The 23,428-nt window shown below is 64.3% G+C and carries 20 protein-coding genes; 13 read left to right on the top strand and 7 right to left on the bottom strand.

Annotated features, from left to right (window positions below):
• From groEL to AAGA11_08605, 8 genes are all read left to right on the top strand, one after another.
• A partial coding sequence (gene groEL, locus AAGA11_08570) for a chaperonin GroEL (protein ID MEM9602903.1) occupies positions 1–1,024 on the top strand: 1,024 nt, incomplete at its 5' end.
• A gap of 183 nt (positions 1,025–1,207) precedes the next feature.
• On the top strand, positions 1,208–3,232 hold the full coding sequence (locus AAGA11_08575) for an EAL domain-containing protein (GenBank protein ID MEM9602904.1): 2,025 nt from the start codon (positions 1,208–1,210) through the stop codon (positions 3,230–3,232).
• A gap of 284 nt (positions 3,233–3,516) precedes the next feature.
• On the top strand, positions 3,517–4,500 hold the full coding sequence (locus tag AAGA11_08580; GenBank protein MEM9602905.1) for a BMP family ABC transporter substrate-binding protein: 984 nt from the start codon (positions 3,517–3,519) through the stop codon (positions 4,498–4,500).
• Positions 4,501–4,509: 9 nt separating this feature from the next.
• Positions 4,510–6,078, top strand: coding sequence for an ABC transporter ATP-binding protein (locus AAGA11_08585; GenBank protein MEM9602906.1), 1,569 nt, complete (start codon positions 4,510–4,512; stop codon positions 6,076–6,078).
• Positions 6,068–7,201, top strand: a complete 1,134-nt coding sequence (locus tag AAGA11_08590; GenBank protein MEM9602907.1) for an ABC transporter permease — start codon at positions 6,068–6,070, stop codon at positions 7,199–7,201. Before AAGA11_08585 ends, AAGA11_08590 begins: the two co-directional genes overlap by 11 nt.
• Positions 7,201–8,166 carry an ABC transporter permease gene (locus tag AAGA11_08595; protein MEM9602908.1) on the top strand — a complete coding sequence of 322 codons (966 nt, stop codon included), beginning with the start codon at positions 7,201–7,203 and terminating at the stop codon, positions 8,164–8,166. The genes AAGA11_08590 and AAGA11_08595 overlap by 1 nt, the downstream gene beginning before the upstream one ends.
• Before the next feature lie 9 nt (positions 8,167–8,175).
• Positions 8,176–8,574, top strand: coding sequence for a cytidine deaminase (locus AAGA11_08600; protein MEM9602909.1), 399 nt, complete (start codon positions 8,176–8,178; stop codon positions 8,572–8,574).
• A gap of 464 nt (positions 8,575–9,038) precedes the next feature.
• Complete coding sequence (locus tag AAGA11_08605; protein MEM9602910.1) at positions 9,039–11,822, top strand: hypothetical protein; 2,784 nt, start codon at positions 9,039–9,041, stop codon at positions 11,820–11,822.
• Positions 11,823–11,902: 80 nt separating this feature from the next.
• Here AAGA11_08605 and AAGA11_08610 read toward each other — a convergent pair whose 3' ends face one another.
• Positions 11,903–12,751 carry an alpha/beta hydrolase gene (locus AAGA11_08610; protein MEM9602911.1) on the bottom strand — a complete coding sequence of 283 codons (849 nt, stop codon included), beginning with the start codon at positions 12,749–12,751 and terminating at the stop codon, positions 11,903–11,905.
• Between the two features lie 101 nt (positions 12,752–12,852).
• Here AAGA11_08610 and AAGA11_08615 point away from each other — a divergent pair, with 101 nt between their 5' ends.
• Entirely contained in the window at positions 12,853–14,889 is a 2,037-nt protein-coding gene (locus tag AAGA11_08615) for an NADPH-dependent 2,4-dienoyl-CoA reductase (GenBank protein ID MEM9602912.1), read from the top strand.
• A 9-nt stretch (positions 14,890–14,898) separates the two neighbouring features.
• On the opposite strand, the gene AAGA11_08620 is transcribed toward AAGA11_08615, so the two are convergent.
• Positions 14,899–16,104, bottom strand: a complete 1,206-nt coding sequence (locus tag AAGA11_08620; protein ID MEM9602913.1) for a patatin-like phospholipase family protein — start codon at positions 16,102–16,104, stop codon at positions 14,899–14,901.
• A gap of 168 nt (positions 16,105–16,272) precedes the next feature.
• Here AAGA11_08620 and AAGA11_08625 point away from each other — a divergent pair, with 168 nt between their 5' ends.
• Entirely contained in the window at positions 16,273–17,004 is a 732-nt protein-coding gene (locus AAGA11_08625; GenBank protein MEM9602914.1) for an HAD family hydrolase, read from the top strand.
• Here the strand turns inward: AAGA11_08625 and AAGA11_08630 are convergent.
• Positions 16,968–17,978 carry a tRNA-dihydrouridine synthase gene (locus AAGA11_08630; protein ID MEM9602915.1) on the bottom strand — a complete coding sequence of 337 codons (1,011 nt, stop codon included), beginning with the start codon at positions 17,976–17,978 and terminating at the stop codon, positions 16,968–16,970. The two genes, AAGA11_08625 and AAGA11_08630, sit on opposite strands and share 37 nt — an antisense overlap.
• Positions 17,979–18,022: 44 nt before the next feature.
• Here AAGA11_08630 and AAGA11_08635 point away from each other — a divergent pair, with 44 nt between their 5' ends.
• Complete coding sequence (locus AAGA11_08635) at positions 18,023–18,589, top strand: DNA-3-methyladenine glycosylase I (protein MEM9602916.1); 567 nt, start codon at positions 18,023–18,025, stop codon at positions 18,587–18,589.
• Here AAGA11_08635 and AAGA11_08640 read toward each other — a convergent pair.
• On the bottom strand, positions 18,586–19,134 hold the full coding sequence (locus AAGA11_08640; protein ID MEM9602917.1) for a DUF882 domain-containing protein: 549 nt from the start codon (positions 19,132–19,134) through the stop codon (positions 18,586–18,588). The genes AAGA11_08635 and AAGA11_08640 overlap by 4 nt on opposite strands.
• Before the next feature lie 149 nt (positions 19,135–19,283).
• Between AAGA11_08640 and AAGA11_08645 the strand changes: the two genes are divergently transcribed.
• Positions 19,284–20,198: a pseudouridine-5'-phosphate glycosidase gene (locus AAGA11_08645; GenBank protein MEM9602918.1), complete on the top strand. Its 915-nt coding sequence runs from the start codon at positions 19,284–19,286 to the stop codon at positions 20,196–20,198.
• 8 nt (positions 20,199–20,206) lie between these two features.
• Here AAGA11_08645 and fabB read toward each other — a convergent pair whose 3' ends face one another.
• The 3 genes from fabB to AAGA11_08660 form a co-directional block, all read right to left on the bottom strand.
• Complete coding sequence (fabB, locus tag AAGA11_08650; protein ID MEM9602919.1) at positions 20,207–21,421, bottom strand: beta-ketoacyl-ACP synthase I; 1,215 nt, start codon at positions 21,419–21,421, stop codon at positions 20,207–20,209.
• Between the two features lie 49 nt (positions 21,422–21,470).
• Entirely contained in the window at positions 21,471–21,992 is a 522-nt protein-coding gene (gene fabA, locus AAGA11_08655) for a 3-hydroxyacyl-[acyl-carrier-protein] dehydratase FabA (GenBank protein MEM9602920.1), read from the bottom strand.
• Between the two features lie 114 nt (positions 21,993–22,106).
• Positions 22,107–22,730 carry a DUF924 family protein gene (locus AAGA11_08660; protein MEM9602921.1) on the bottom strand — a complete coding sequence of 208 codons (624 nt, stop codon included), beginning with the start codon at positions 22,728–22,730 and terminating at the stop codon, positions 22,107–22,109.
• 208 nt (positions 22,731–22,938) lie between these two features.
• Between AAGA11_08660 and accB the strand changes: the two genes are divergently transcribed.
• On the top strand, positions 22,939–23,427 hold the full coding sequence (accB, locus tag AAGA11_08665; GenBank protein MEM9602922.1) for an acetyl-CoA carboxylase biotin carboxyl carrier protein: 489 nt from the start codon (positions 22,939–22,941) through the stop codon (positions 23,425–23,427).
• Position 23,428: the final 1 nt, after the last annotated feature.

Here is a 23,428-nt window from a genome sequence, read left to right on the forward strand (position 1 = left end):
GGAAGCTGAGCTCGAAAACTGCTTGGTGCTTGTCTACGAAGAGAAGATTTCTAGCGCCAAGCTCCTGGTGCCGGTCCTCGAAGCGGTCTCCAAGGCGGGCAAGCCGCTGCTGATCATCGCCGAGGACATCGAAGGTGAGGCCCTGGCCACACTCGTGGTCAACAGCATCCGCGGTATCGTCAAGGTCTGTGCTGTGAAGGCGCCGGGCTTCGGTGACCGCCGCAAAGCCATGCTGCAGGACATCGCGATCCTGACCGGCGGCCAGGTGATTTCCGAGGAAGTCGGTCTGTCCCTCGAGAAGGTCACCCTCGAAGACCTCGGCCAGGCCAAGCGCATCACCGTCGACAAGGAAAACACCACAGTCGTCGATGGCGCCGGTGCAAAGGACGAGATCGACGCCCGCGTCGAGCAGATCCGTGCCCAGATCGATCAGGCGACGTCTGACTACGACCGCGAGAAGCTGCAGGAGCGCGTGGCGAAGCTCGCCGGTGGTGTTGCCGTGATCAAGGTCGGTGCTGCGACCGAAGTCGAGATGAAAGAGAAGAAAGACCGCGTCGACGACGCGCTGCACGCGACCCGCGCTGCGGTTGAAGAGGGCATCGTCGCTGGCGGCGGCACCGCGCTTATTCGTGCACGCACGGCCGTCGCTGGCCTCTCGGGTGCCAACGAAGACCAGAACGTCGGTGTCCAGATCGCGCTGCGCGCCATGGAAGAGCCGCTCCGCCAGATCGTCGCAAATGCCGGTGGAGAGCCCTCTGTCGTCTGCGCCAAAGTGGCAGAGAGCGACGGCAACACCGGCTACAACGCGGCAACCGAAGAGTACGGCGACCTGGTGGAAATGGGTATCCTCGATCCCACCAAAGTCACCCGTTCGGCACTGCAGAACGCCGTTTCCGTGGGTGGTCTCATGATCACCACCGAGGCCATGGTCGCCGAGGCGCCCAAGGCTGAGGAGCCGGCCATGGGCGGTGCGCCTGGCATGGACGGCATGGGCGGTATGGGTGGCATGGGCGGCATGATGTAAGCCCTGCCGTCAATCTGTCCAAACAGAAAACCCCCTCGGGCCTCGGCCTGGGGGGGTTTTTGCATTACAGAAGCCCAGAAATCAGGGATTGTGACCCGCTGCCGCTAGCAGAAATGGCTGCAGCCGATGGATCGATGAACCCAATCAGGGCCCCAGGCGAATATGGGAAAGTTTGCGAAAACTGTGAAGCTCAAAGCGGACAAGGCCGGGCTCGGCCTGGGTCTGCGTTTGGCGCTGACCTGTTGCGTATTCATATTGTGCCTCGGCGGAGCCCTGTTGCCGCCAGCGGCGGCGTTGTACCAGCAAACTCAGGTGGCCGATCGCGCCAAGGCCTACCGCGATACCTTGTTGGTCATGCTGCAGACCGCCGATGAACTCGAGTTCCCCGACATCATGGAGCGTGTGCCGTCCGTGGTCGGCGCCAACGTCCACGACAGCAACGGCCGTTCGATCTACGGCTTCGGCGTGCTGCCGGACATGCAGGCGAGCCTCGAGAACACCCCCGAGCCGGTGCTCAACGGCGACTACGTCGAGGCGGTGTGGAGCATCAACTTCTTCAACCGCGGTTACCAGATCGCGGTGTCGATCGACGGCGAGGGCATCGCTGCCGCACGCATGACCTTCATCCAGCGCATGGCCATGGTGGTGACCGTCGCGGCGTTGCTGGGGTTTTTCCTGACTCGGCTGATGAGCACGCGCTACGTCGTCAAACCGGTCCGCGAGGTGATCCGGTCGCTTCGCAACGCGCGGATCAACGGCGACAAACACCTGATCGTGCTGGAGGGTCGAGACGAGTTCGGCACGCTGATCCAGGAATACAACAACATGATCCAGAGCCTCGAAGCGGTCGAGGCCCAGGTGGAAAAGAAACAGATGTCGCTCGAGCATCTCGCCCACCACGATCAGCTCACCGGCCTGCCAAACCGGGTCCACTGCAAGCGCAAGCTCAAGCAGCTGGTCGCCGCGGCCCAAAAGAAGAACATCCGGCTCGCGGCCATGCTGATCGATCTCGACAACTTCAAGCTGTTCAATGATCAGTTCGACCAGCACACCGGCGACCTCGTGGTCGCCGAGGTGGCCAAACGGCTCGAATGTGCATTGGACGAAGACGTCACCATCGGGCGACTCGATGGCGACGAGTTCCTTGTCGTCAGTGAAATCAGACGCCAGGCCGAGGTGGTGCCACTGGCCGACAAACTACGCCAGGTGATCTCCGAACCCATCTCGCACCGTGCGGTGCGTTTTGCCGTTAATGCCTCCGTGGGTGTCGCCACCTTGCCGGGCGACGCCGAGAACGCCGAAGAACTGTTGAACAACGCTACCTACGCCCTGGCCGAGGCCAAGGTCAACGGACGCGCCCAGACGCAGCTGTTCACCGACGAGATTCGCGACAAGGTGCTCAACCGCATCAAGCTGGAAGACGAAATCAAGAACGGCGTGAGCAACCGCGAGTTCGTGCTGTTCTACCAGCCCAAACTGTCGCTCGAGACACGCCAGCCGATGGGCGCCGAAGCGCTGGTTCGCTGGAACCACCCCGAGCGAGGTCTGGTTGGTCCGGGTGGCTTCATCGAGGTTGCCGAGGAAACCGGCCTGATCATTCCGCTGTCCGACTGGATCGTGGACGAGGCCTGCCGTCAGGTGGCCGAGTGGAATCGCGTCGGCCTGACGGGCCTGCAGATCGCGGTAAACCTGTCGGCCCTGCAGTTTCAGGACCCCGACCTGGTTGCAAAGATTTCCGGCGCCATCGAGCGGCACGGCATCGAGCCGTCCTCGATCGAGCTGGAGATCACGGAGAGCGCGATCATGAACGACCCGGTCGAGGCCAACAAGCTGCTCGATGAGCTCAAGGGGTTGGGCGTCACGCTTGCAATAGATGATTTCGGCACCGGCTATTCGTCACTCAGCTACCTGAAGAACTTCCCGGTCCACACACTGAAGATCGACCAGTCTTTCGTACGTGACCTCGAGACCGAGTCCGCCGATGCGGCAATTGTCAATGCGATCATTGGCCTCGGGCGCCACTTTGGCATGAAGGTCGTGGCCGAGGGCATTGAAACCGAGCCGCAGTATCAGTTCCTCCTGCAAACCGGTGCTCAGGTCGGTCAGGGGTATCTGTTCGCCAAGCCGCTGCCCGCCGTGGACTTCGGGCGCTGGGCACTCGATCAATTGAACGGTGGCGGCGACACCCGTCGGGTTGCCAACGGCTGACGCTGCGCGGCGTCACCCGATCAGAAGCCCGCCTTGTGCGGGCTTTTTCGTGTTCGGGCGGTGGTACCTGTTGCGCTGCAGCATGGTCCGTGAGCCCGGCCGGTCACGGCGGTGCCCGGTGCACAAGCACCGGGGTCGGTGCCGCTCTGCGCCGGGCTCTGGCGCGCTCATCGGCGCTGGCAGGCGGGCGCGAACCCGCGATACACTGTTCCCGAAACGTCGACGCAGCCCTCGTGGTGCGGACCACGGGTTCAGACCCCTTTGACATCTAGAGAGTGGAATCCATGAAAAAACTGATTGCTTTTGCTGCGGTGAGCGCACTTGCAGCCGGCGTCGCACACGCGTCCCCGGCGGTGGTGTTCGACATGGGCGGCAAGTTCGACAAGTCGTTCAACCAGGCCGCCTACGAAGGCGCCGAGAAGTACAAGGCCGAGTCCGGTGACAGCTACCGCGAATTCGAAGTGACCAACCCGGCACAGCGCGAGCAGGCCCTGCGCCGCATGGCGCAACGCGGTTCGGACCCGGTCGTCGGCATCGGCTTTGCCCAGGCGCCGGCCATGGAAGTCGTGGCAGAAGAGTTTCCTGACACCCGGTTCACCATCGTCGACATGGTGGTTGACAAGCCGAACGTCCAGTCCGTCGTGTTCAAGGAGCACGAGGGATCGTTCCTCGTCGGCATGCTCGCTGCCATGGCGAGTGAGAGCGGCAAGGTTGGCTTCGTTGGTGGCATGGACATCCCGCTGATCCGCCGGTTTGCCTGCGGCTACGAGCAGGGTGCCAAGCACGTCAACGGCGATGCTGACGTTCTGCAGAACATGACCGGCACGGATCCGAGCGCGTGGAACAACCCGAGCCGTGGCGCCGAGCTCGCGCGCGGCCAGTTCGATCGCGGTGTGGACGTCGTGTTCGCAGCGGCCGGTGGCACCGGTGTCGGCGTCTACCAGGCTGCGGCAGACGGCGGCAAGTACGCCATCGGTGTCGATTCGAACCAGAATTACCTGCACCCGGGCGTGATGCTGACCTCCATGCTCAAGCGCGTGGACGTGGCCGTGTACGAAGCCATGAAAACCGGTGCGAGCGGCGACTGGAAGCCGGGTTTCAACGTGCTGGGTCTCGCCGAGGGCGGTGTCGATTGGGCGTTGGACGAGCACAACGCGGCGCTGATCAGCGACGAGATGAAGTCTGCGGTTGAAGCGGCCAAGGCCGAGATCATCGCGGGCAACATCACCGTGCACGACTACATGTCGGACAACACCTGCACCTACTGATCACACATTGTGACAGTCACCGCAGCGGCGGCGCCCTCGACGGCGCCGCCGGCGATTGAGCTTCGAGGGATTGAAAAGCGGTTCGGTGCCGTGCACGCCAACCGCAATGTCAACTTGAGCGTAGCGCCGGGCACCATTCACGGCATCGTCGGCGAGAATGGCGCGGGCAAGTCCACGCTCATGAGCATCCTCTACGGCTTCTACCAGGCCGACGCCGGAGAGGTGATCATTGACGGCGAGGTAGCGACCATCCGCTCCTCGCGCGACGCCATCTCGGCGGGTATCGGGATGGTCCACCAGCACTTCATGTTGGTCGACACCTTTACGGTGCTGGAAAACGTCATGCTCGGCGCTGAGCAGGGCGCGATGTTGGCCAGCAGTGTCGAGGCGGCCGACGCCGAGCTAGAACGTCTCTCGCGTGAGTACGACCTGACCGTGAAACCCACCGCACTGGTCGGTGAGTTGCCGGTCGGCGAGCAGCAACGCACCGAAATCCTCAAGGCGCTGTTTCGCGGTGCGCGCATTCTGGTGCTCGATGAGCCGACAGGGGTGTTGACTCCGCAGGAGGCAGATCAACTCTTTGCGATTCTGCGCGCCTTGCGTGATCAGGGCGTGACCGTGATCCTGATCACCCACAAGCTGCGCGAAATCATGGACGTCACAGACGCGGTGTCTGTGATGCGGGGCGGTGAGATGGTGGCCCACCGACCGACCCGTGACACCACTGAGCGTGAGCTCGCCGCGTTGATGGTCGGCGAGCAGGTGGATCTCGACATTGACGCCACACCGGCGAAGCCCGGAGACACGGTGCTCGCCGTGCGCGAGCTGTCTGCCCGCAATGCCCAGGGCGTGGTGGCGTGTGACGCGGTGTCCTTCGATTTGCGCGCGGGCGAAATCCTGGGTGTGGCTGGCGTCTCCGGCAACGGACAGTCCGAACTGCTTGAAGTGCTCGCCGGCATCCAACCCGTGGCGTCGGGCAGCTTCACGGTCCTCGGGACCGACGTCAGCGCGACGCACCCGATCGACCCGAAGTCGCTTCGCGATGTGCGGGTCAACCACGTACCGGAAGACCGCCTGCGCCGGGGCTTGGTGAAGTCCTTCAGTGCGTCCGAGAACAGCATCCTGGGCTACCACGACGACGCGCGTTGGGCACGCGGCGCGTTGCTCGACGGCGGGCGCGCGGCCGACCACTGCGCGCGGCTGATGTCGGCCTTTGATGTGCGGCCACCCGATCCCGGACTGCGCGCTTCCCTGTTCTCCGGCGGCAACCAGCAGAAACTGGTGCTGGCGCGCGAGATCGACAGCGACCCGAGGTTGCTGCTCGTGGGTCAACCCACGCGCGGTGTCGACATCGGCGCCATCGCGCTGATCCACCGTCGTCTCATGGCGCTGCGTGACGCTGGACTGGCCATTCTGTTGGTCTCCGTCGAACTCGATGAAATTCTCGCGCTCGCGGATCGCATCATCGTGATGTGCGATGGCCGCATTGTCGGTGAAACCGATCGCGCGCGAGCGGACAAGGCAACCCTGGGGTTGATGATGGCCAATGCAGAACCGGAGCCGGCGCGTGTCCAGTGATCTGCGGCCGGCGGTGCCCTTGCCGCGCTGGGTGAGTGTCGGAGTGGTCCCGCTCGTCAACGTGGGCCTTGCCTTGTTGGTGTCCGGCCTGGTCATCTGGGTGGTTGGCGAAAGCCCGGTCGAAGCCGTCCGCTTGATGGTGTTCGGCGCGTTCGGCTACGGCGAGGCCATCGGCTACACGCTCTTCTACGCCACGAATTTCATCTTCACGGGGCTCGCAGTCGCCGTCGCGTTTCACGCCGGGCTGTTCAACATCGGCGGTGAGGGCCAGGCCTACGTGGGGGGGCTCGGCATGGCACTGATCGCGCTCTCGCTCGATGCGAGTTTGCCCGGGTGGGTGCTGATCCCACTTTGCCTGTTGGCGGGAGCGGCATTCGGCGCGTTTTGGGGGTTCGTGCCGGGCTGGCTGCAAGCCCACCGCGGCAGCCACATCGTGATCACGACGATCATGTTCAATTTCATTGCAGCCGCGTTGCTGGGGTACATGCTGGTCAGCGTCATCATCGGCGAGGGGCAGATGGCGCCTGAGACGCGGGCGTTCGCCGAGAGCACACACTTGCCCTACCTGCACGAGATGGCCGCCTGGTTCGGACTCTCCTGGGACCGTTCACCGGTCAATTTCTCCCTGTTGATTTCGCTTGTGTGCGCAGTCGGTGTGTGGGTGTACATCTGGCACACGCGCTGGGGCTACGCGCTGCGCTGCGTGGGTCAAGGTGAGTCGGCCGCGGTGTACGCTGGCATCGACCCCAAACGGGTCGTTGTCCTGACCATGTGCCTCTCAGGCGCACTCGCCGGTCTCATGGGCCTGAACGAAATCCTCGGCACCCAGCACCGCCTGCTGCTCAACTTCACGGCGGGCTACGGCTTCACCGGCATTGCCGTCGCGTTGATGGGGCGCAACCACCCCTTCGGGATTGTGGTGGCGAGCCTGTTGTTCGGCGCCTTGTACCAGGGCGGTGCCGAGCTCGCCTTTGACATGCCGACTATCACGCGCGAGATGGTGGTCGCCATTCAGGGGCTCGTGATCCTCTTCTCCGGCGCGCTCGCCTACATGAGCGAGCCCTGGGTTGCGCGTGCCTACGGCGCACTGGTTGGCAAGCGCATCATCGCGGAGGGCAGCTGATGTTCGACATCCTGTTGCACACGCTGGATGCCGCGCTCCGGGTCTCGACACCGTTGATATTTTGTGCCATGGCTGGCATATTTTCCGAGCGCGCGGGAATCATCGATATCAGCCTGGAGGGCAAGCTGCTGGCCTCGGCCTTTGCTGCGGCCTGCATGGCCCATGTCAGCGGCTCGCCCATCGTCGCTTTGCTGGCGGCCGTATGCGTGTCGGCCAGCCTGTCCCTGTTGCACGGTTTTGCGTGCATCACCCACCGCGGCAATCAGGTCGTCAGCGGTCTGGCAATCAACATCCTGGTGTCCGGTCTGACCGTTGTGCTCGGCCACGCGTGGTTTCGCCGGGGTGGCCAGACGCCCAACCTGGCCAGTGACGAACGGTTCATGCCTGTGACGTTGCCGGGCGCTGACGCGATCGGCGGACTGCCGGCGGCCGGCCCGGTCTATCAGCATGTGATCAGCGGCCACAATGTGCTGGTCTACCTGTCATTTGCGGTGGTTGCCGGTACCGCCTGGGTGCTTTACCGCACGCGTTTTGGTTTGCGGCTGCGTGCTGTCGGTGAGAACCCGCAGGCAGTCGACACCGCCGGCATCTCGGTGACGTGGTTGCGCTACCGCGCTGTGATCATCGCCGGTGTGCTCTGCGGCATCGGCGGCACATACCTGGCCATCGCACAGAATGCCGGCTTCACCCGGGAGATGAGCGCCGGACAGGGTTACATTGCGCTTGCTGCGATGGTGTTCGGCAATTGGCGTCCGGGTAGGGCTCTGGGGGCATGCTTGCTGTTCGGGTTGCTGGACGCGGTCGCCATCCGTCTTCAAGGCGTGCCGTTGCCGGTTGTCGGTGAAGTGCCGGTCCAGTTGATTCAGTCGCTGCCGTATGTTCTCACTGTGGTGCTGCTCGCGGGGTTCTTCGGGCGCTCGATCGCGCCCAAGGCGATCGGCCAACCCTATTCAAAGGACCGTTGAGTGTGTGATGTGGACTGGGCGCCGTTGCACGTGGCCGCCAACGACGCCATGGCGAATGCCCACACCCCGTACTCGCGGTTTGACGTGGGCGCGGCCGTGCTCGACGAGCATGGGCAAATTCACCGGGGTTGTAACGTCGAGAATGCTGCCTACCCTGAAGGCACCTGTGCAGAAGCCGGAGCGATCGCTGCCATGGTGTGCGCCGGCGCCCGCCGGATTCGTGCGGTGCTGGTTGTCGGGCGCGGTCGTGCGTTGGTGACACCCTGCGGCGGTTGTCGACAGAAGATCCGCGAGTTTGCCTCGCCCGACACGCCGATTGCCATCGCCGACCCGGAGCACGTGCGAGCGGTGTTCACGCTGGACGCTGTGTTGCCGGACTCGTTCGGCCCTGACAACCTCGATCGCTGACACTGAAACCTCGCGTCGATTCCAGGCGCTGCCCTCATCATGCGCAGACCACCCGGCGTCAGCCATTGACTCAGCCGTGTATACGTGTTCGGCGTCTCGCGGTGACTCGTGTGTACAGCTTGTCACATTCGTAGCCGTGCTGATGTAACGAAAAGGTGACAATCGCCACGGTTGTTAGCGAGGTGACTCAGCACACCTGTTGGAAATGAGATTTCCTTCACACTTCTCTCGGTACACTCCGCAACCCGAACAACCTGCCGACTCGTGATACGTCGCCCCGTCGCCGTCTCCACGGGTGCGGTTGTGCGGCTTGCAGTACCGCTCTCACCAGGGAAGTGTGCTGTAACAGTTACCGTGCGATTTGCCACGTAGGCTCGCTGCGATTCCGCCCCAGTTGATCTGGATATTGCGCTGAAACAGCCGGTAACAAATCGATTCCCCTGGCACGACATGACGAGAAGAGAATGACCGATTCGGTAGAGTCGCGGGGCCGATATGCGTTGCTGGTGTTACTGGCTCCATTGCTGAGCGTATCCGGAGGCGCTGTCGCTGAGACAGTGTTTAGCCAAAGCAGTGACGGCGTTGTCTCGATCGAAGCCGAATCCGGCGAGCGTACGGGGGACCTCTGGCAACAAATGGCGCGTGAAGACGCCTCTGGTGGCATGGTCATGCAGGTTTCTGAAACGCAGTGGGATCCGGAGCTAGGTTCGGTGTTGAGCTTCCGCTTTCAGATCACGCAACCGGGGCGTTATCACGTCAACCTCAGGGGACGTTCTGATGTGACGGGCGAGGTTTCTGCCTGGCTTAACCTGGGCGACCGTCCACTACCCTCGGCGGGCGGTGGGCGATACTTCTTTCGGGAGAACTGGGAATGGGACCATGGCAACTTGACCAACGGTATGCGCGTGTTCCTTGCGGCTGGTGTTCACACTTTGCGTGTTGTGTCGCGCAATGCGCAGTTTGTATTTGACAAGGTAGTCGTTGCACCTGAGCGCGATGTGTACGCTGCGAGCACGTTCGGACCTGCTGAAAGCAGCAGCACAGGCCTGGTCACCGTCGAGCCTCCGTCTGTTGATCCCCCTGCGGTCGATCCCCCTTCGGATGAGCCTCCGGTAGTTGACGTTCCTGTGCCGGAGTTGCCTCTGGCCGATCCAGTCGATGGTGACGCATTACTTGTGGTCGAAGCCGAGCACGCGACGGTGACCGGAGCAGTTTGGCGTCAGGCAAGCAGCGCGACAGCGTCAGGCGGCATTGTCATGGTGCCCTCCGAGACATATTGGGGCGGTGCAAGTGGATCGTCTTTATCGTTCCAATTCAACGTTACGACCCCCGGTCGCTACAGTGTCTTGCTACGCGGTCGCACCGGCAATGGCGGTGAGAAGTCAGTTTGGGTGTACGTTAACGGACGCCCAATGCCGTCTGCTGGAGGGGGTCGGTACTTCTACAACGGGGACTGGGAGTGGGACCACGGTAATCTCCCCGACGCCCTGCGCGCGTTCTTAGAATCCGGAGAAAACACCATCACTTTGGTGTCGCGCGAGTCGGGACTGGAGTTGGACAAGCTCGTGGTGATGTCATCGACCACCCGATTGGCTGGGTCGAGCCTTGGCCCAGGCGAAAGTGATCCTGGTGATCCTCCTCCGCCTGTTCTTACGCCGGTTCCAACCGCATCAACGGTCCCAGTCGAGCCACCGTCCAACGACGCACCATCGGATCCAAACGAAGCCGATTCAGGGCAGTCTGGCACTCGTCTCGGGTTTGTCGATCACACCACGACTGTTGTAGTGCCCTCCTGTAACTCGGCCGGGGCCGTGCGAATCAGCCCGGCGCTGGGCAACATTCATCTGCTCGGAAATCCCAACTACCGAGTATTTTGCCTGGCCTCAGGCGACTACCGATCGGCAGGCACGATCAACTTACGTGGGGTGTCTGGCACAGCGTCGGAGCCGCGGGTGATTCGGTTGGACAGTGATGCGTTTGGTGAGCACGGCGACATTTACCGTGAGTGGCCCGCGCGCAACCAAGCGCTTCTGCCCTCTCTGGTGTTCACTGACGCCAACCACTGGCTGGTCGACCGCATGACGTTTACGGGGCTGCAAACCCACGCAATCAGACTCTGGAATTCGGATGGTGTTGTGGTGAACCGCTCTGTGGTGCGCGAAACCGACAAGGGCATTGAATTCAAGCACGGCAGCGACAACAACACCGTTCAGAATTCCTTTTTTGCCGATCTACAAGTCGATGACTCGGCTGTTTGTGTCGGCTTGCACAGTGCTGATACGCCCAACGGGGTTCGTGCCAAAGCCGTCAATAATCGGATCGTGAACAACGAAATCCGCAACTGCGTCGACGGCATTCAATTGGTTGCGCCGATGAGCAACGCCCAAGGACAACCGATACGGACAGACGGCTCGCGCGACAGCGCGGCGCCCTTACCTGGCGACTTCAGTGGCACGTTGATCGCTGGAAACGACATCTACACCACGCCTGATTTCTACACCAACTGCTCTGGGCGTCTGACACAGAGCGGCCCGTGCGGGATGACGGAGAATGCGATCGACATCAAAACAGCGTCGACCAGTGCCACAAACCCGGTCCGTGTTGTTGATAATCGGTTTTGGGGCTTCCGGACGAATTCGGGGAGAGATGCGTTGACGACAGGTTCAAATGACCCGGGCTCCGCTATCGTGGTGCACTTTGGTGCGGTCAAGCACGTCGAGATCGCGCGCAATATGATCTGGGATTCCACCCAGGGCATCAGCGTAGCGCGTGGAGTCAGTAACATCGACATCCGTGACAACATCATCTCGGACATGGCCCAACAACATGGCTATGGCGTCAGCCATAGCGGTATAGGCATCGTTCTGTACGTTGGCGACGGTGAATTGTCGCGCTTCGGTGCTATTCGCGGTGTCAACATGATTCGGAACCACATCGTTGATGTGCCAACGTCGCTTGCTGGACACGCTGGTCGCTGGGGTTCCTTCCGAAACGTGCAAGCGTCAACTGCGTTCTACAACGTCTCCGTAGAGGCACCGGCTGCTTCAGGTGCGGCTTGGGTAGGCAGCGGCAACGCAATGGGTCTCTCGCGCTCGGCAGCCCGCTTCGCCGAGTTGTGCACCACGGTTCGCACCGCGAGCATCGACGGTGGACAACGCGTGTGCCTGAACGACGTGTTGCGCACCGGTGCGAGCCCGCTGCCGAGCAACGGCGGCGCGGACTACTACTGGCACAGCGACCGCTGGTAGGCCCGGTGCCCGAGTGGGTCTGCCACCGAGCGCTGCTCGACCGCCTGGCTTAGTGCGGTTGAGGTCGGGAAATCGGTGAATCAGGCTGCGCTGTGCAAGATGAACTTGCGCAGCGCAGCGGCGACCGGCTCGGGGTCGTCCATGTGCACGTGGTGATCGCCGTCGAGCCGGTGCATCACCCCGCGCTGCAGCCAGCCCAGTCGGGCCTCAGCGTGAGCGCGCACATGTGGCACGCCGGCCTCGGCCAGCATCAACAGGGCGGGGCAGCGCACGGCCTCGAAACACGCTTGCACCTGTGGCTCGCTCAGGTAACTCGGAGACGGCAGGCGGATCTTGGGATCGAAACGCCAGGTGAAGCCACCCTCGGTCTCCTTGAGTGAGCGGCGTACAATCAACTCGGCACTCGATCGCGCCATCTTCGTGGCCGTGAGGCGGGCGCTGACCGCGTCTTCGACCCGCGCGTAGATCCGCGTCAAACGCTGGCGGCTCTCGATCGTGTGCTCAACACTGCGCTGAAGGCGCGCAGGCAGGGCGTCGGCCGCTTCGGTCGGCGGGCCGATGCCGTCGAGCATGATCAACCGCGTGACGCGCTCCGGTGCAACCGCGGCGACAAAGGGCGCGATACACGCGCCGAGCGAGTGCGCTACCAGGTTGAACCGTGGCCACCCGAGTGCATCGGCGGCGGCGAGGACGTAGGCGACGTTGTCGAGCAGGTGGTAGTGGCACCCGTCTGGCAAGTGGCTCGAGTGGCCGTGGCCCGGCAGGTCGAGCGCCACGGTATCGAATTCCGCGAGGTGCGCGGCCAGCGGGGTGAAACTCTCGGCGTTATCCATCCAGCCGTGCAGGGCCAGCACCGGCTCCCCGCTCGAGTCGCCGTGGCGCAGTGCACCCAGCGTGAGGCTGAATGCCCGAAGAGTGATCGCTTGCACGTCTGTGGTGTGTCGGGGTGGTGGGCGTGCGTCGACTATAGCCGTTGTGGCCAGCGAGTACACGGTACACTGACGTGCGGAATTCCGGACCAGGAGTCTGTGTGGACACGCCTTTCCCCGACCTGCTCGCGCCGCTCGATCTCGGCCACACAACGCTGAAAAACCGCGTCCTCATGGGGTCGATGCACACGGGGCTCGAAGACCGAAAAGCGGACTACCCCAAACTCGCCGCCTACTTCGCTGAACGCGCACGCGGCGGCGTCGGCCTGATCGTGACAGGTGGCATTGCGCCGAACATCGCCGGGTGGTTGGCGCCCTTCTCGGGCAAGTTGACGGGCAAGCGCGAGCTGGCGCGCCACCGTCTCGTCACCGAGGCGGTTCACGAGGCCGACGGCAAGATCTGCCTGCAGATCCTGCACGCGGGCCGCTACAGTTACCACCCGTTGAGTGTCGCGCCCAGTGCAGTCAAATCGCCGATCACGCCCTTCAAGCCGCGTGCGTTATCGGCCCGCGGCATCGAGCGCCAGATCGATGCCTTTGCCCGCTGCGCCCGGCTGGCGCGCGAGGCCGGCTACGACGGCGTCGAGATCATGGGCTCCGAGGGCTACTTGATCAACCAGTTCCTGGTCGAGCACGTCAATCGGCGAGACGATGCCTGGGGCGGCGACTTCACGCGCCGGTCGCGCTTCGCGGTCGAAGTGGTGCGGCGAGTGCGTCAGGCGGTCGGGCCGGATTTCATCCTCATCTTCCGCCTGAGTGTGCTCGACCTCATCGAGTCCGGCAGCGATTGGGCCGAGGTGGTCATGCTCGCCAAGGCGCTCGAGACGGCCGGTGTGTCTCTGTTGAACAGCGGCATCGGCTGGCACGAAGCGCGGATTCCGACCATTGCCACACGGGTGCCCCGCGCGGCCTTCAGCTTTGCCACCGCCAAGCTGAAAGCCGAGGTGTCGTTGCCGTTGATCGCGACGAACCGGATCAACACACCTGAGGTCGCGAACGCGTTGATTGCTAATGGCGAGGCCGACATGGTGTCGATGGCGCGCCCCTTCCTGGCCGACCCCGCGTTCGTCAACAAGGCGGCGATGGGCCGTCCGGACCGGATCAACACCTGCATCGCGTGCAACCAGGCGTGTCTGGACCACATCTTCAGTCGGCAACGCGCGAGTTGCCTGGTGAACCCGCGCGCCTGCCACGAGACCGAGCTGAACTGGACACCTGCCGCGACGCCGCGGCGGGTTGCGGTTGTTGGCGCCGGTCCGGCGGGTCTGGCCGCGGCGACGGTTGCCGCCGAGCGTGGCCACGCTGTCACGTTGTTCGACGCCCACGCTGCCGTGGGCGGTCAGTTCAACATCGCCAAGCAGATTCCGGGGAAAGAAGAGTTCCAGGAGACCTTGCGCTATTTCGAGACCCGCCTCGTGGACACCGGTGTCACCGTCCGCCTGGGGGCGGCCGTGTCGGTGTCCGAGCTCGCCGACGGCTTCGATCACGTCGTGGTGGCCACTGGCATCGTGCCGCGTTCACCGCCGATCCCGGGCATCGATCACGCCAGCGTGCTGGGATACCTCGATGTGTTGCGCGACCACAAACCCGTGGGCGACCGCGTCGCGATCATCGGCGCTGGCGGCATCGGCTTCGACACGGCCGAGTTCCTGCTCGGGGCGGGTCCCGGTGCGCTCGAACCGCAGTCGGTCGACGGCTTTCTCGACCAGTGGGGCATCGACAGAACACTGAATTCGCGCGGCGGTGTGAAAGCCCCGGCACCGCACGCGCCGCGCCGTGACATCACGCTGCTGCAACGCAAACAGACCGCGGTCGGCAAGGGGTTGGGCAAGACCACCGGCTGGATCCACCGCAGCAACCTCAAGCAACACGGCGTGAAGATGTTTGCCGGGGTCCACTACGATCGCATCGACGACGACGGCTTGCATATCACGGTCAACGACGAGGCCCGGTTGCTCGAGGTGGACACGGTGGTGGTCTGCGCCGGCCAGAAACCCAACCGGGCGCTTGCCGATGCACTGGCGGCCGAGCTTGGGTCGGACCGCGTCCACACCATTGGGGGCGCTCTCGAAGCCGGTGAGCTCGATGCAAAGCGGGCCATCAAGCAGGGCACGGAACTCGCTGCAGCGCTCTGCTGAGGCGTGCCGTCAGGCAGATCGGGCGTCTGACGGCGCGTCCCCAAGCGCCAGCAACGCACAGATCGCGTCGCGTTTTGCCATCGCGTCGGCGTACCCCAGCTCGATCAGCTCGCGGCAGAACGGCGCCTCGAACAGCAGGTAGCTGCTGATCTGCCTGCCTTCGGCCTTGTGTGCCCCGAGCACGCGCAGCACCACGTTCATCGACTTGGGGAAGGACCCCATGTGCCGACCGACGATTTCGCGCACGTCTTCACTCGGTGAAATCACCAGGCACTCGATCGGCTGGATGGTACGGTCCTCGATTTCGAGCGTGTGGCCGGGAAACTGCGCCAACAGCGCGTTGTAGTGCTCGAGTCGGGCGATGTCGGCCTCGATGTTCTCAAGGAACAGGGATTCGAACAGGTACGCGCCGATCTTGCCGAGTGACGGGTAGGGCTGTTGGGTGTCGGTTGGGCGATCAACCTCGTTCTTCGGGTTCGACCCGTTGATCACCAGCAGCCGATTGGCGCCGAGCTTGATTGCCGGGCTCAGCGGCGAGCCCTGCCGCATGGCACCGTCGCCGTGGTAGTCGTTGCCGAGGCGGGCCGCGGGGAACACCAACGGAATGGCACTCGACGCCATCAGGTGTTCGACCGACAGCTCGACCCGGCGTCCCTCGCGCTTGGAGAAGGTCCAGTCCGGGATATCGGGCGCACCCATGAAATGCGTGACCGAGTGACCGGTGGTGTATGACGTGGTGTTGATCGCCAGCGCCCGCAAGTGGCCGGCGTTGAGGTTGCGGGCAATGCGTTGCACGTTGATACGGCGGTTCAACAAGTCGCGCAGCGGGCTGTTGTCAAGGATGGCGTGGGGCTGCTCGTCGACGCTCCGCGCGCGCGCCAGCTGCCACACCATGCTGGCGGCACTGCGCAAGGTGGCGACGTTGTCACTGCGGTAGATCTGCTGAATGTGCAACCGGCTCCAGACCCGTTCCAGCTCCTCGACGGCCGCGGCGAAGTGGCTCGCCCGCGCGCCGAGCACCCCGGCGTTGATGGCGCCGGCGGAGGTGCCGCTGATCACCTGAAACGGGCTGTGACGTTGCGCCGTGTTCATCTCGGCGATCGCCCGAAGCACCCCGACCTGGTAGGCGTTGCGCGCACCACCGCCGGTCAGCAGCAGGCCGTTGACCGGTGCGGGTGGAGGCGGCTTGGCGGACCGCAGTGGATTGAAACGCATGGCGTGTCCCGTTTCCTGTCTCGGCTGCGTACTGACTGTGGCACAGTCTCGCTGTGGCGAAGATCCGTGCCTTCACTGAGGGGTATCGGCCAAGCGGTGCGGCGTATCAAGTGCGTGGCCCAGATCAGTGGCGGACGGATGCATGATTCACATAACACATTGAAAAATATGGCTGCCATCAACATTGCCATGTGGTCCGGTCCGCGCAATCTCTCGACGGCGATGATGCGTGCCTTCGAGAACCGTCCCGACACCACGGTCTGGGACGAGCCGTTTTACGCCGCCTACCTGTGGCACACCGGTCTGGATCACCCGATGCGGGACGCGGTCATGGCCGCGGGTGAAACCGACTGGCGGCGGGTGGCTGCCCGGTGTGCCTCAGCGCCTGCTGACGGCGGCGTCTGCTACCAGAAACACATGACCCACCACATGCTGCGCGACTTTGGCACCGACTGGATGGTGGCGCTTGAACACGGTTTCCTGCTCCGGCACCCGGCGCGCGTGCTGCGGTCCTACGTCGCCAAGCGGGAACAGGTCGCGCTGGCCGACATCGGCGTCGTGCAACAGTGGGAGCTGTTCTGTGCGGTGCGTGACCGCCTCGGCACAGCGCCGCTGGTGGTCGATTCGGATGACTTCCTGATCGAACCGCGCGCCTACCTTGAGCGGATGTGCACGCGCTGGGGCCTCGCGTTCAGCGAGCGCATGCTCAGTTGGCCTTCGGGGGCGCGCGCGTCGGATGGCGCCTGGGCGCCACACTGGTACGGGTCGGTCTGGCAAACCACGGGGTTCGGCGCGCCTCGGCCGCCGGTCGACGAGCGCCTGCCCGACGCGCTGCAGCGGGTGTGCGATGAGGCGATGCCCTATTACGACAAGTTGGCGCGCGAAAAGCTGACGGTTTGATCGACGTCGGCCGTGCGTGCGCGGCTCTCTTGAATACACTGCAGGACCGGTGTGGCCGCCCGCTGTTGGCGGATGCGCGTGAAGAGGGCGTCGGCCTCGGGGTAGTGTGGCACAAGGTTCTTCAGCCACTGCTTCAGTCGACCGGTGAGGTAGTGGTCGGCCGCCTTGCTTTGTGGGTAGCTGGCGTAGTGCAGCAGGGCCTCGACGATGTCTGACCAGGGCAGGGGGGCGCTGTCACCGCGCAACACGCAGGCGAGGTTCGGTGTGGCCAGAACGCCGCGGCCGACCATCACGTCGCGGCACCCGCTGACGTCACGCACGCGGTGGTAGTCCTCCGGGTTGTTGATGTCGCCGTTGGCGATCACGCGCAGCGACACGGCGTCGGCCACCCGGCCGATCGCCTCCCAGTCGACGGGCGGCCGGTAGCCTTGCGCCCGCGTGCGCCCGTGCACCACCAACCAGGCGGCGCCTGCAGTCTCAATGGCCTGAGCGTTGTCGATCGCAAGGGCGGCGTCCTCACAGCCGAGGCGCATCTTGGCCGTGACCGGCACATCGGGGCCGAGCCGCGCGCGCACGGCACTGACGATGTCGTGGATCAGGTGCGGCGTCGCAAGCAGGGCCGCGCCGCCCTTGTGGCGGTTGACGGTCTTGGCCGGGCAGCCGAAATTGAGGTCGATACCGGGCGACCCCATGGCCACGGCTCGCGCCGCGTTTTCGGCCATGTGCTCCGGGGACTGCCCGAGCAACTGCACGCGCATCGGCGTGCCTGCACCGGTCCTGCTGCCGCGGGTCAGTTCCGGGCACAGCCGCTCGTAGGTGCGCCGCGGCAGCAGCTGGTCGACCACGCGGATGAACTCCGACACGCAGAGGTCGTAGCCGCCGTAGCCGGTGACCAGGTCGCGCATACGCCAATCCATCACACCCTCCATGGGAGCGAGCAGGATCAGGTCGGTGTGGGTGGAGCGCGGCGTCATGCGTGCGCATGGTACCTTTTCGGGCCGAGGCTCACGAGACACAGGTGACGGTGATGCGGTGTGACTGGTGCGGAGACGACCCCCTCTACGTGGACTACCACGACACCGAGTGGGGGCGGCCTCTGTTCGACCGCGTGGCCTTGTTCGAATGCCTCAACCTCGAGGGGCAGCAGGCAGGCCTGTCGTGGATCACGGTGTTGCGCAAACGGGCACACTACCGCACGGTGTTCGCCGGATTCGAACCCGAACGCGTCGCGCGCTTTGGTGACACCGACGTGGAACGGTTGCTGACCGATGCGGGCATCATCCGTCACCGGGGCAAGGTCGAGGCGATCATTGGCAACGCCCGTGCGCTCCTGGCGCTCGAGGCGGATGAAGGCGATTTCCCCACCTGGATCTGGCGGTTCGTCGACGGCGTACCGCACCGCAATGCTTTCGCGTCGATGGCCGAGGTCCCGGCCGTGACACCGGCGTCCGAGCGCATGAGCAAGGCCTTGAAGAAACGGGGCTTCCGCTTCGTCGGGCCGACGACCTGCTACGCCTTCATGCAGGCGGTCGGCATGGTCAACGACCACCTCGTCGGGTGCGACTGCCATGCGGCGTGCGGCTAGCGCACCCAGTGTCGGACCGGCCCGGTGTCGAGGTGCACGAAGCCGCGCCGTGTGTACTGTCCGACCCCGCCAATGCCGGCCAGCTGTGCGCTGAACACGAGGTCCGCCAGTGGCACCTCGGGTGGCAGGATGTCGATGGCGCGGCCGACCGTGTGGAAACTGTGCTTGGCCACGCCCCGACCCGCAGCCCGCAACGCGTCGTTGGTTTTTTCAGTGCGGTAGCCGGATATGAACCGGTAGGGCGCTCGGGTGTTCAACGACACGCGCAGGGTGTACAGCAGGTCCAGCAACTGCACGTCCATGGCGGTGGTGGCGTTCTCCCGGTGGTCCCTGAGCGCATGGTCAATCTGGCGCAGGGCCTCCGGCAGGTAGCGTCCGTCGCGATAATATTCAACGTCGAGGTACTCGCGCGTGTGCATGCCGAACAACGCGAGCGTGCGCGGTGCGTCGGCAGCCGGAAGCCGCGAGCTCACCACCGCGCCTGCGGCCGCGGTCAGCAGGCCGCGGCGGGTGAGTGAAAACGCAGTGGAGGGGGCACGGTGCATGGCGAGGGCGGGTGTCGTCGAAAGCGAGAAGCGCCGGAGGAGTCTACTGTGTTTGTGGACGACGCACCCTGGGCAGCGTCGAGCGTTACCCTGTGCAGTGGGTCCAACGGCAAGCGTGTGACACAACCGAGGAGCAGGAGTTGTAATCCATGACTCAGTATTTACGCATACAACCGGAGGTCGACGAAGCGATTCGGCACGGTCAACCGGTGGTGGCGTTGGAGTCGACCATCATTTCGCACGGGATGCCATGGCCGCAGAATGTCGACACGGCAAGGGCAGTCGAGCAGAGTGTGCGCGACAACGGTGCTGTACCGGCCACGGTTGCACTGGTCGACGGTGCCGTTGCCATCGGAATGTCAGCCGACCAACTCGAGCGTTTCGGGCGTGCCGACGCGGTGCAGAAAGTCAGCCGGCGCGACATCGCGCGCGTGCTCGCGTCACGTCGCGACGGCGCCACCACCGTTGCCGCCACCATGTGGTGCGCGCACCAAGCTGGCATCCGCGTGTTCGCGACCGGCGGCCTCGGCGGGGTTCACCGCGATGTGCAGGACACCGGCGACATCTCGGCCGACCTCGAAGAACTGGCGCGCACGCCGGTTGCGGTGGTCTGTGCCGGTGCCAAGTCGATTCTCGATATCGGGCGGACCTTGCAATACCTCGAAACGCGCGGCGTGCCGGTGTACGGTTTTGGCTGCGATGACTTTCCGGCCTTCTACACGTCGCGCAGCGGGTTTGCGGTCGACCAGCGGTTCGATACCGTCGAGGACCTCGCCGGCGTGTTGGCGGTGCAATGGTCGCTGGGTCTCGACAGCGGTGTCGTGGTGGGCAACCCCATTCCCGATGCGCTGTCGTTGCCGGAAGCGGTGGTTGAGACAGCCGTGACCGCGGCACTCGCCGCGTGTTCTGCGGCGGGTGTCACCGGCCCTGCCATCACGCCGTTTCTGTTGAAGCATGTGGCCGAGAGCACCGGGGGTGACAGCCTTGCCGCCAACATTGCGCTGATCAAGCACAACGCGTGCGCGGCCGCCGCGCTCGCGGCCGCACTGTCGCTACAGACATAAACGCGGGTTTAGCTGTGTCGTTGCAGCACCAGGCTTGCGTTGGTGCCGCCAAAGCCGAAGCTGTTGGACATCACGCGGTTGAGCTGGACGTTGTCGATTCGCTTGCGCACGATCGGGTAGCCTTCTGCTGCCGGGTCGAGGTTCTCGATGTTTGCCGAGGCGGCGACGAAATCGCCCGCCAGCATGAGCAGGCAGTAGATGGCTTCCTGCACCCCGGTTGCGCCAAGCGAGTGGCCGCTGAGGGACTTTGTCGAGCTGATGTGCGGCATGCTGTCGCCGAAGACGCGTCGCACCGCTTCGAGTTCCGGTATGTCGCCCGCGGGTGTGCTGGTCCCGTGTGCGTTGATGTAGTCGACCTGTCCGTCCACGGTTGCAATCGCTTGCTGCATGCAGCGCTCGGCCCCTTCGCCGGACGGGGCCACCATGTCGTGGCCGTCAGACGTCGCGCCGTAGCCGACCACCTCGGCCAGAATGCGGGCGCCGCGAGCCAGGGCGTGCTCGCGCTCCTCAACCACCAACATCCCGCCGCCGCCGGCGATCACAAAGCCGTCGCGGTCGACGTCGTAAGCGCGCGACGCCCGCGTCGGGTCATCGTTGTATTTGCTCGACATGGCACCCATCGCATCGAACAGGCAGCTCATGCTCCAGTGCTCTTCTTCGCCGCCACCGGCAAACACGATGTCCTGCTTGCCGAGTTGAATCTGCTCGACCGCGTTGCCGATGCAGTGGGCGCTGGTCGAGCAGGCTGAGGAGATGGAGTAGTTGACGCCCTTGATCTTGAAGGGCGTGGCGAGGCAGGCCGACACCGTGCTGCCCATCGCCTGCGTGACCCGGTAGGGGCCAACACGTCGAATGCCCTTGGCGCGCAGGATGTCCGCTGCCTCGACCTGGCTGGACGAGGACGCACCGCCGGACCCGGCAATGATACCGATGCGCGGGTCAGCCAGCTTGGCTGGATCCAGGCCTGCGCTTTCAATGGCCTGTTGCATGCTGATATACGCGTAGGCCGCCGCGTCGCCCATGAAACGCAGGGTCTTGCGATCGATGTGTTCGCTGAGGTCGATGTCGGGTTGTCCGGCCACCTGGGAGCGCATGCCGAGTTCGGTGTAGTCCGCCTTGGCGCGGATGCCTGACCGGCCGGTGCGCAAGGCGTCTGCTACCTGGTCGACAGTGGTGCCGAGGCTCGACACAATGCCCATGCCTGTGATGACGGCGCGTTTCATAGGGGCTCCCGTGTGCGTGGAGGGGGTGTGCAGGTCGCGGAGGTTGGTCTCAGAGGTCCGACGGCTTGAACAGGCCGACGCGCAGGTCCTTCGCCGTGTAGATGGTCTCACCGTCGGCTTCAAGCGTCGCGTCGGCAATACCCATCACCAACTTGCGCTCGATCACGCGCTTGAGGTCCAGGCGGTACACCACCTGTTTGACGTGAGGCAGCACCTGACCGGTGAATTTGACTTCGCCCGCACCGAGTGCGCGGCCCCGGCCGGGGTTGCCTTTCCACCCGAGGAAGAAGCCCACCAGCTGCCACATGGCGTCGAGCCCCAGGCAGCCTGGCATGACCGGGTCGTTCTGGAAGTGGCAGTCGAAAAACCACAGGTCGGGTGTGATGTCGAGCTCGGCTACGATGCTGCCCTTGCCGTGCGCACCGTCGTCGGCGCTGATGTGCGTGATGCGGTCGATCATCAGCATGTTGTCTTTCGGCAACTGGGCATTGCCCGGACCGAACAGCTGGCCGTGGCCGCACGCGACCAGTTCGTCTTTGGTGTAGCTGGACTGGGTGTGTACTGTCGTCATGGGGGTTCCGTCAGGGCCTCGTGGGACGCCGCGGTGCGCGGGGCCCAAGGGCCGATCTCGTCACGCAATCCCCCAGTTTAGCGCGAGCAGGGGGGTTCTGGATACGGCATGGGGTCATTGGCCATAGCTCGCCGGCCCCGCCGCGAGGTACTCGGATTCCGCAGCGGTGTTTTCACGGTTCAACACCGCGTTTCGGTGGGGAAAGCGGCCGAATCGGGCAACGATGTCGCGGTGGTTGCGGGCGAAGTCGAGCGTGCGCTCGGCGCGCTCGCGGAGGCCGCTTGGCGCGTCGGCCGCGAGGGCGGCGTAGTGGTCGACCGAGGCGTCTTGCAGCGCGAGGTCTTCGGCGTGCATGAGCGGCATGTACAGGAAGGTGCGTTCCACCATCACCAACTCGCGGTCGAGCCCGGCGGCCACGGCTGCCTGGCAGGCGTCGACGGCAGCGTGCTCGGACTCGAACGCCCGCGCTGTCCGTCGAAACATGTTCAGCGGGAACTGATCGAGCACCACGACCAGTGCGAGGGCGCCACGCGCGGTTTCCCGCCAGCCGCCAAGACGCCCGCCGAGCGCGGCCTCGTAGGCGCCGAGAAAGCGCTCTCGGATCGTGTTGTCGAGCGCGTCCGAGCCGTTGAACCACATGTCGCGCTTGCCGTCGTCGGCGACGTCCTCGCCGTCGAGCTCGCCGAACCAGAACGCCAATACCGCATCGGGCGACGGTGTCTCGGTCTGTGTTGCCATCCTGTGCACCTCCTCAGTGCGTTCGGAACCTGCGTTAATCAGGCTTGAAATCGGTCCGAACTGAACCTAAATGTTGGTAATGAGCCGCGATCTTGCGGCTCGACTTGATATACTCAGGGGCACGACCGAACGGGGCGCGGGGCCCCGTCGGGTTGCAGGTCCCAGGCGCCGAGCGCCGTCCCGCGCCAACCCCCAAACAGGTTTGTCCATGGATATCAGAAAAGTCAAAAAGCTCATCGAATTGCTCGAGGAATCGGACATCCACGAGATCGAGATTCGCGAGGGCGAGGAATCCGTGCGCATCACCTGCGGCCACCCGGCGCCGATCGTGGCCCAGAGCGTGCCCGCGCCGGTGTTGCAGGCGCCCGTCGCCGCCGCGCCCCCCGCCGCCGCACCGGCTGCAGCGCCGCCTGTCGCCGCGGCAGCTGCGCCGGCGGCCGTGTCCGGCGCCACACCCGCCGGCGAAATCGTCAAGTCGATCATGGTCGGTACCTTCTACCGCTCCTCCGCGCCCGGCACCCCTGCGTTTGTCGAGGTCGGCAAGACCGTGTCCAAGGGTGACACGCTCTGCATCATCGAGGCGATGAAGATCATGAACCCGATCGAGTCGGAGATCAGCGGCACGGTGCAGGCGGTCCTCGTTGACGACGGTGAACCGGTCGAGTTTGATCAGCCCCTTTTCGTGATCGAACCCTGAT

The organism is Pseudomonadota bacterium, from assembly GCA_039196715.1.
Classification (GTDB): Bacteria; Pseudomonadota; Gammaproteobacteria; order CALCKW01; family CALCKW01; genus CALCKW01.

Bases quoted from the DNA above. Each gene is read 5' to 3' on its own strand.
- AAGA11_08580 (MEM9602905.1), top strand. From the start codon at position 3,517: ATGAAAAAACTGATTGCTTTTGCTGCGGTGAGCGCACTTGCAGCCGGC.
- fabB (MEM9602919.1), bottom strand. From the start codon at position 21,421: ATGAAACGCGCCGTCATCACAGGCATGGGCATTGTGTCGAGCCTCGGC.
- AAGA11_08605 (MEM9602910.1), top strand. From the start codon at position 9,039: ATGACCGATTCGGTAGAGTCGCGGGGCCGATATGCGTTGCTGGTGTTA.
- AAGA11_08625 (MEM9602914.1), top strand. From the start codon at position 16,273: ATGGCTGCCATCAACATTGCCATGTGGTCCGGTCCGCGCAATCTCTCG.
- accB (MEM9602922.1), top strand. From the start codon at position 22,939: ATGGATATCAGAAAAGTCAAAAAGCTCATCGAATTGCTCGAGGAATCG.
- AAGA11_08660 (MEM9602921.1), bottom strand. From the start codon at position 22,730: ATGGCAACACAGACCGAGACACCGTCGCCCGATGCGGTATTGGCGTTC.
- AAGA11_08595 (MEM9602908.1), top strand. From the start codon at position 7,201: ATGTTCGACATCCTGTTGCACACGCTGGATGCCGCGCTCCGGGTCTCG.
- AAGA11_08630 (MEM9602915.1), bottom strand. From the start codon at position 17,978: ATGACGCCGCGCTCCACCCACACCGACCTGATCCTGCTCGCTCCCATG.
- AAGA11_08640 (MEM9602917.1), bottom strand. From the start codon at position 19,134: ATGCACCGTGCCCCCTCCACTGCGTTTTCACTCACCCGCCGCGGCCTG.
- fabA (MEM9602920.1), bottom strand. From the start codon at position 21,992: ATGACGACAGTACACACCCAGTCCAGCTACACCAAAGACGAACTGGTC.
- AAGA11_08645 (MEM9602918.1), top strand. From the start codon at position 19,284: ATGACTCAGTATTTACGCATACAACCGGAGGTCGACGAAGCGATTCGG.
- AAGA11_08620 (MEM9602913.1), bottom strand. From the start codon at position 16,104: ATGCGTTTCAATCCACTGCGGTCCGCCAAGCCGCCTCCACCCGCACCG.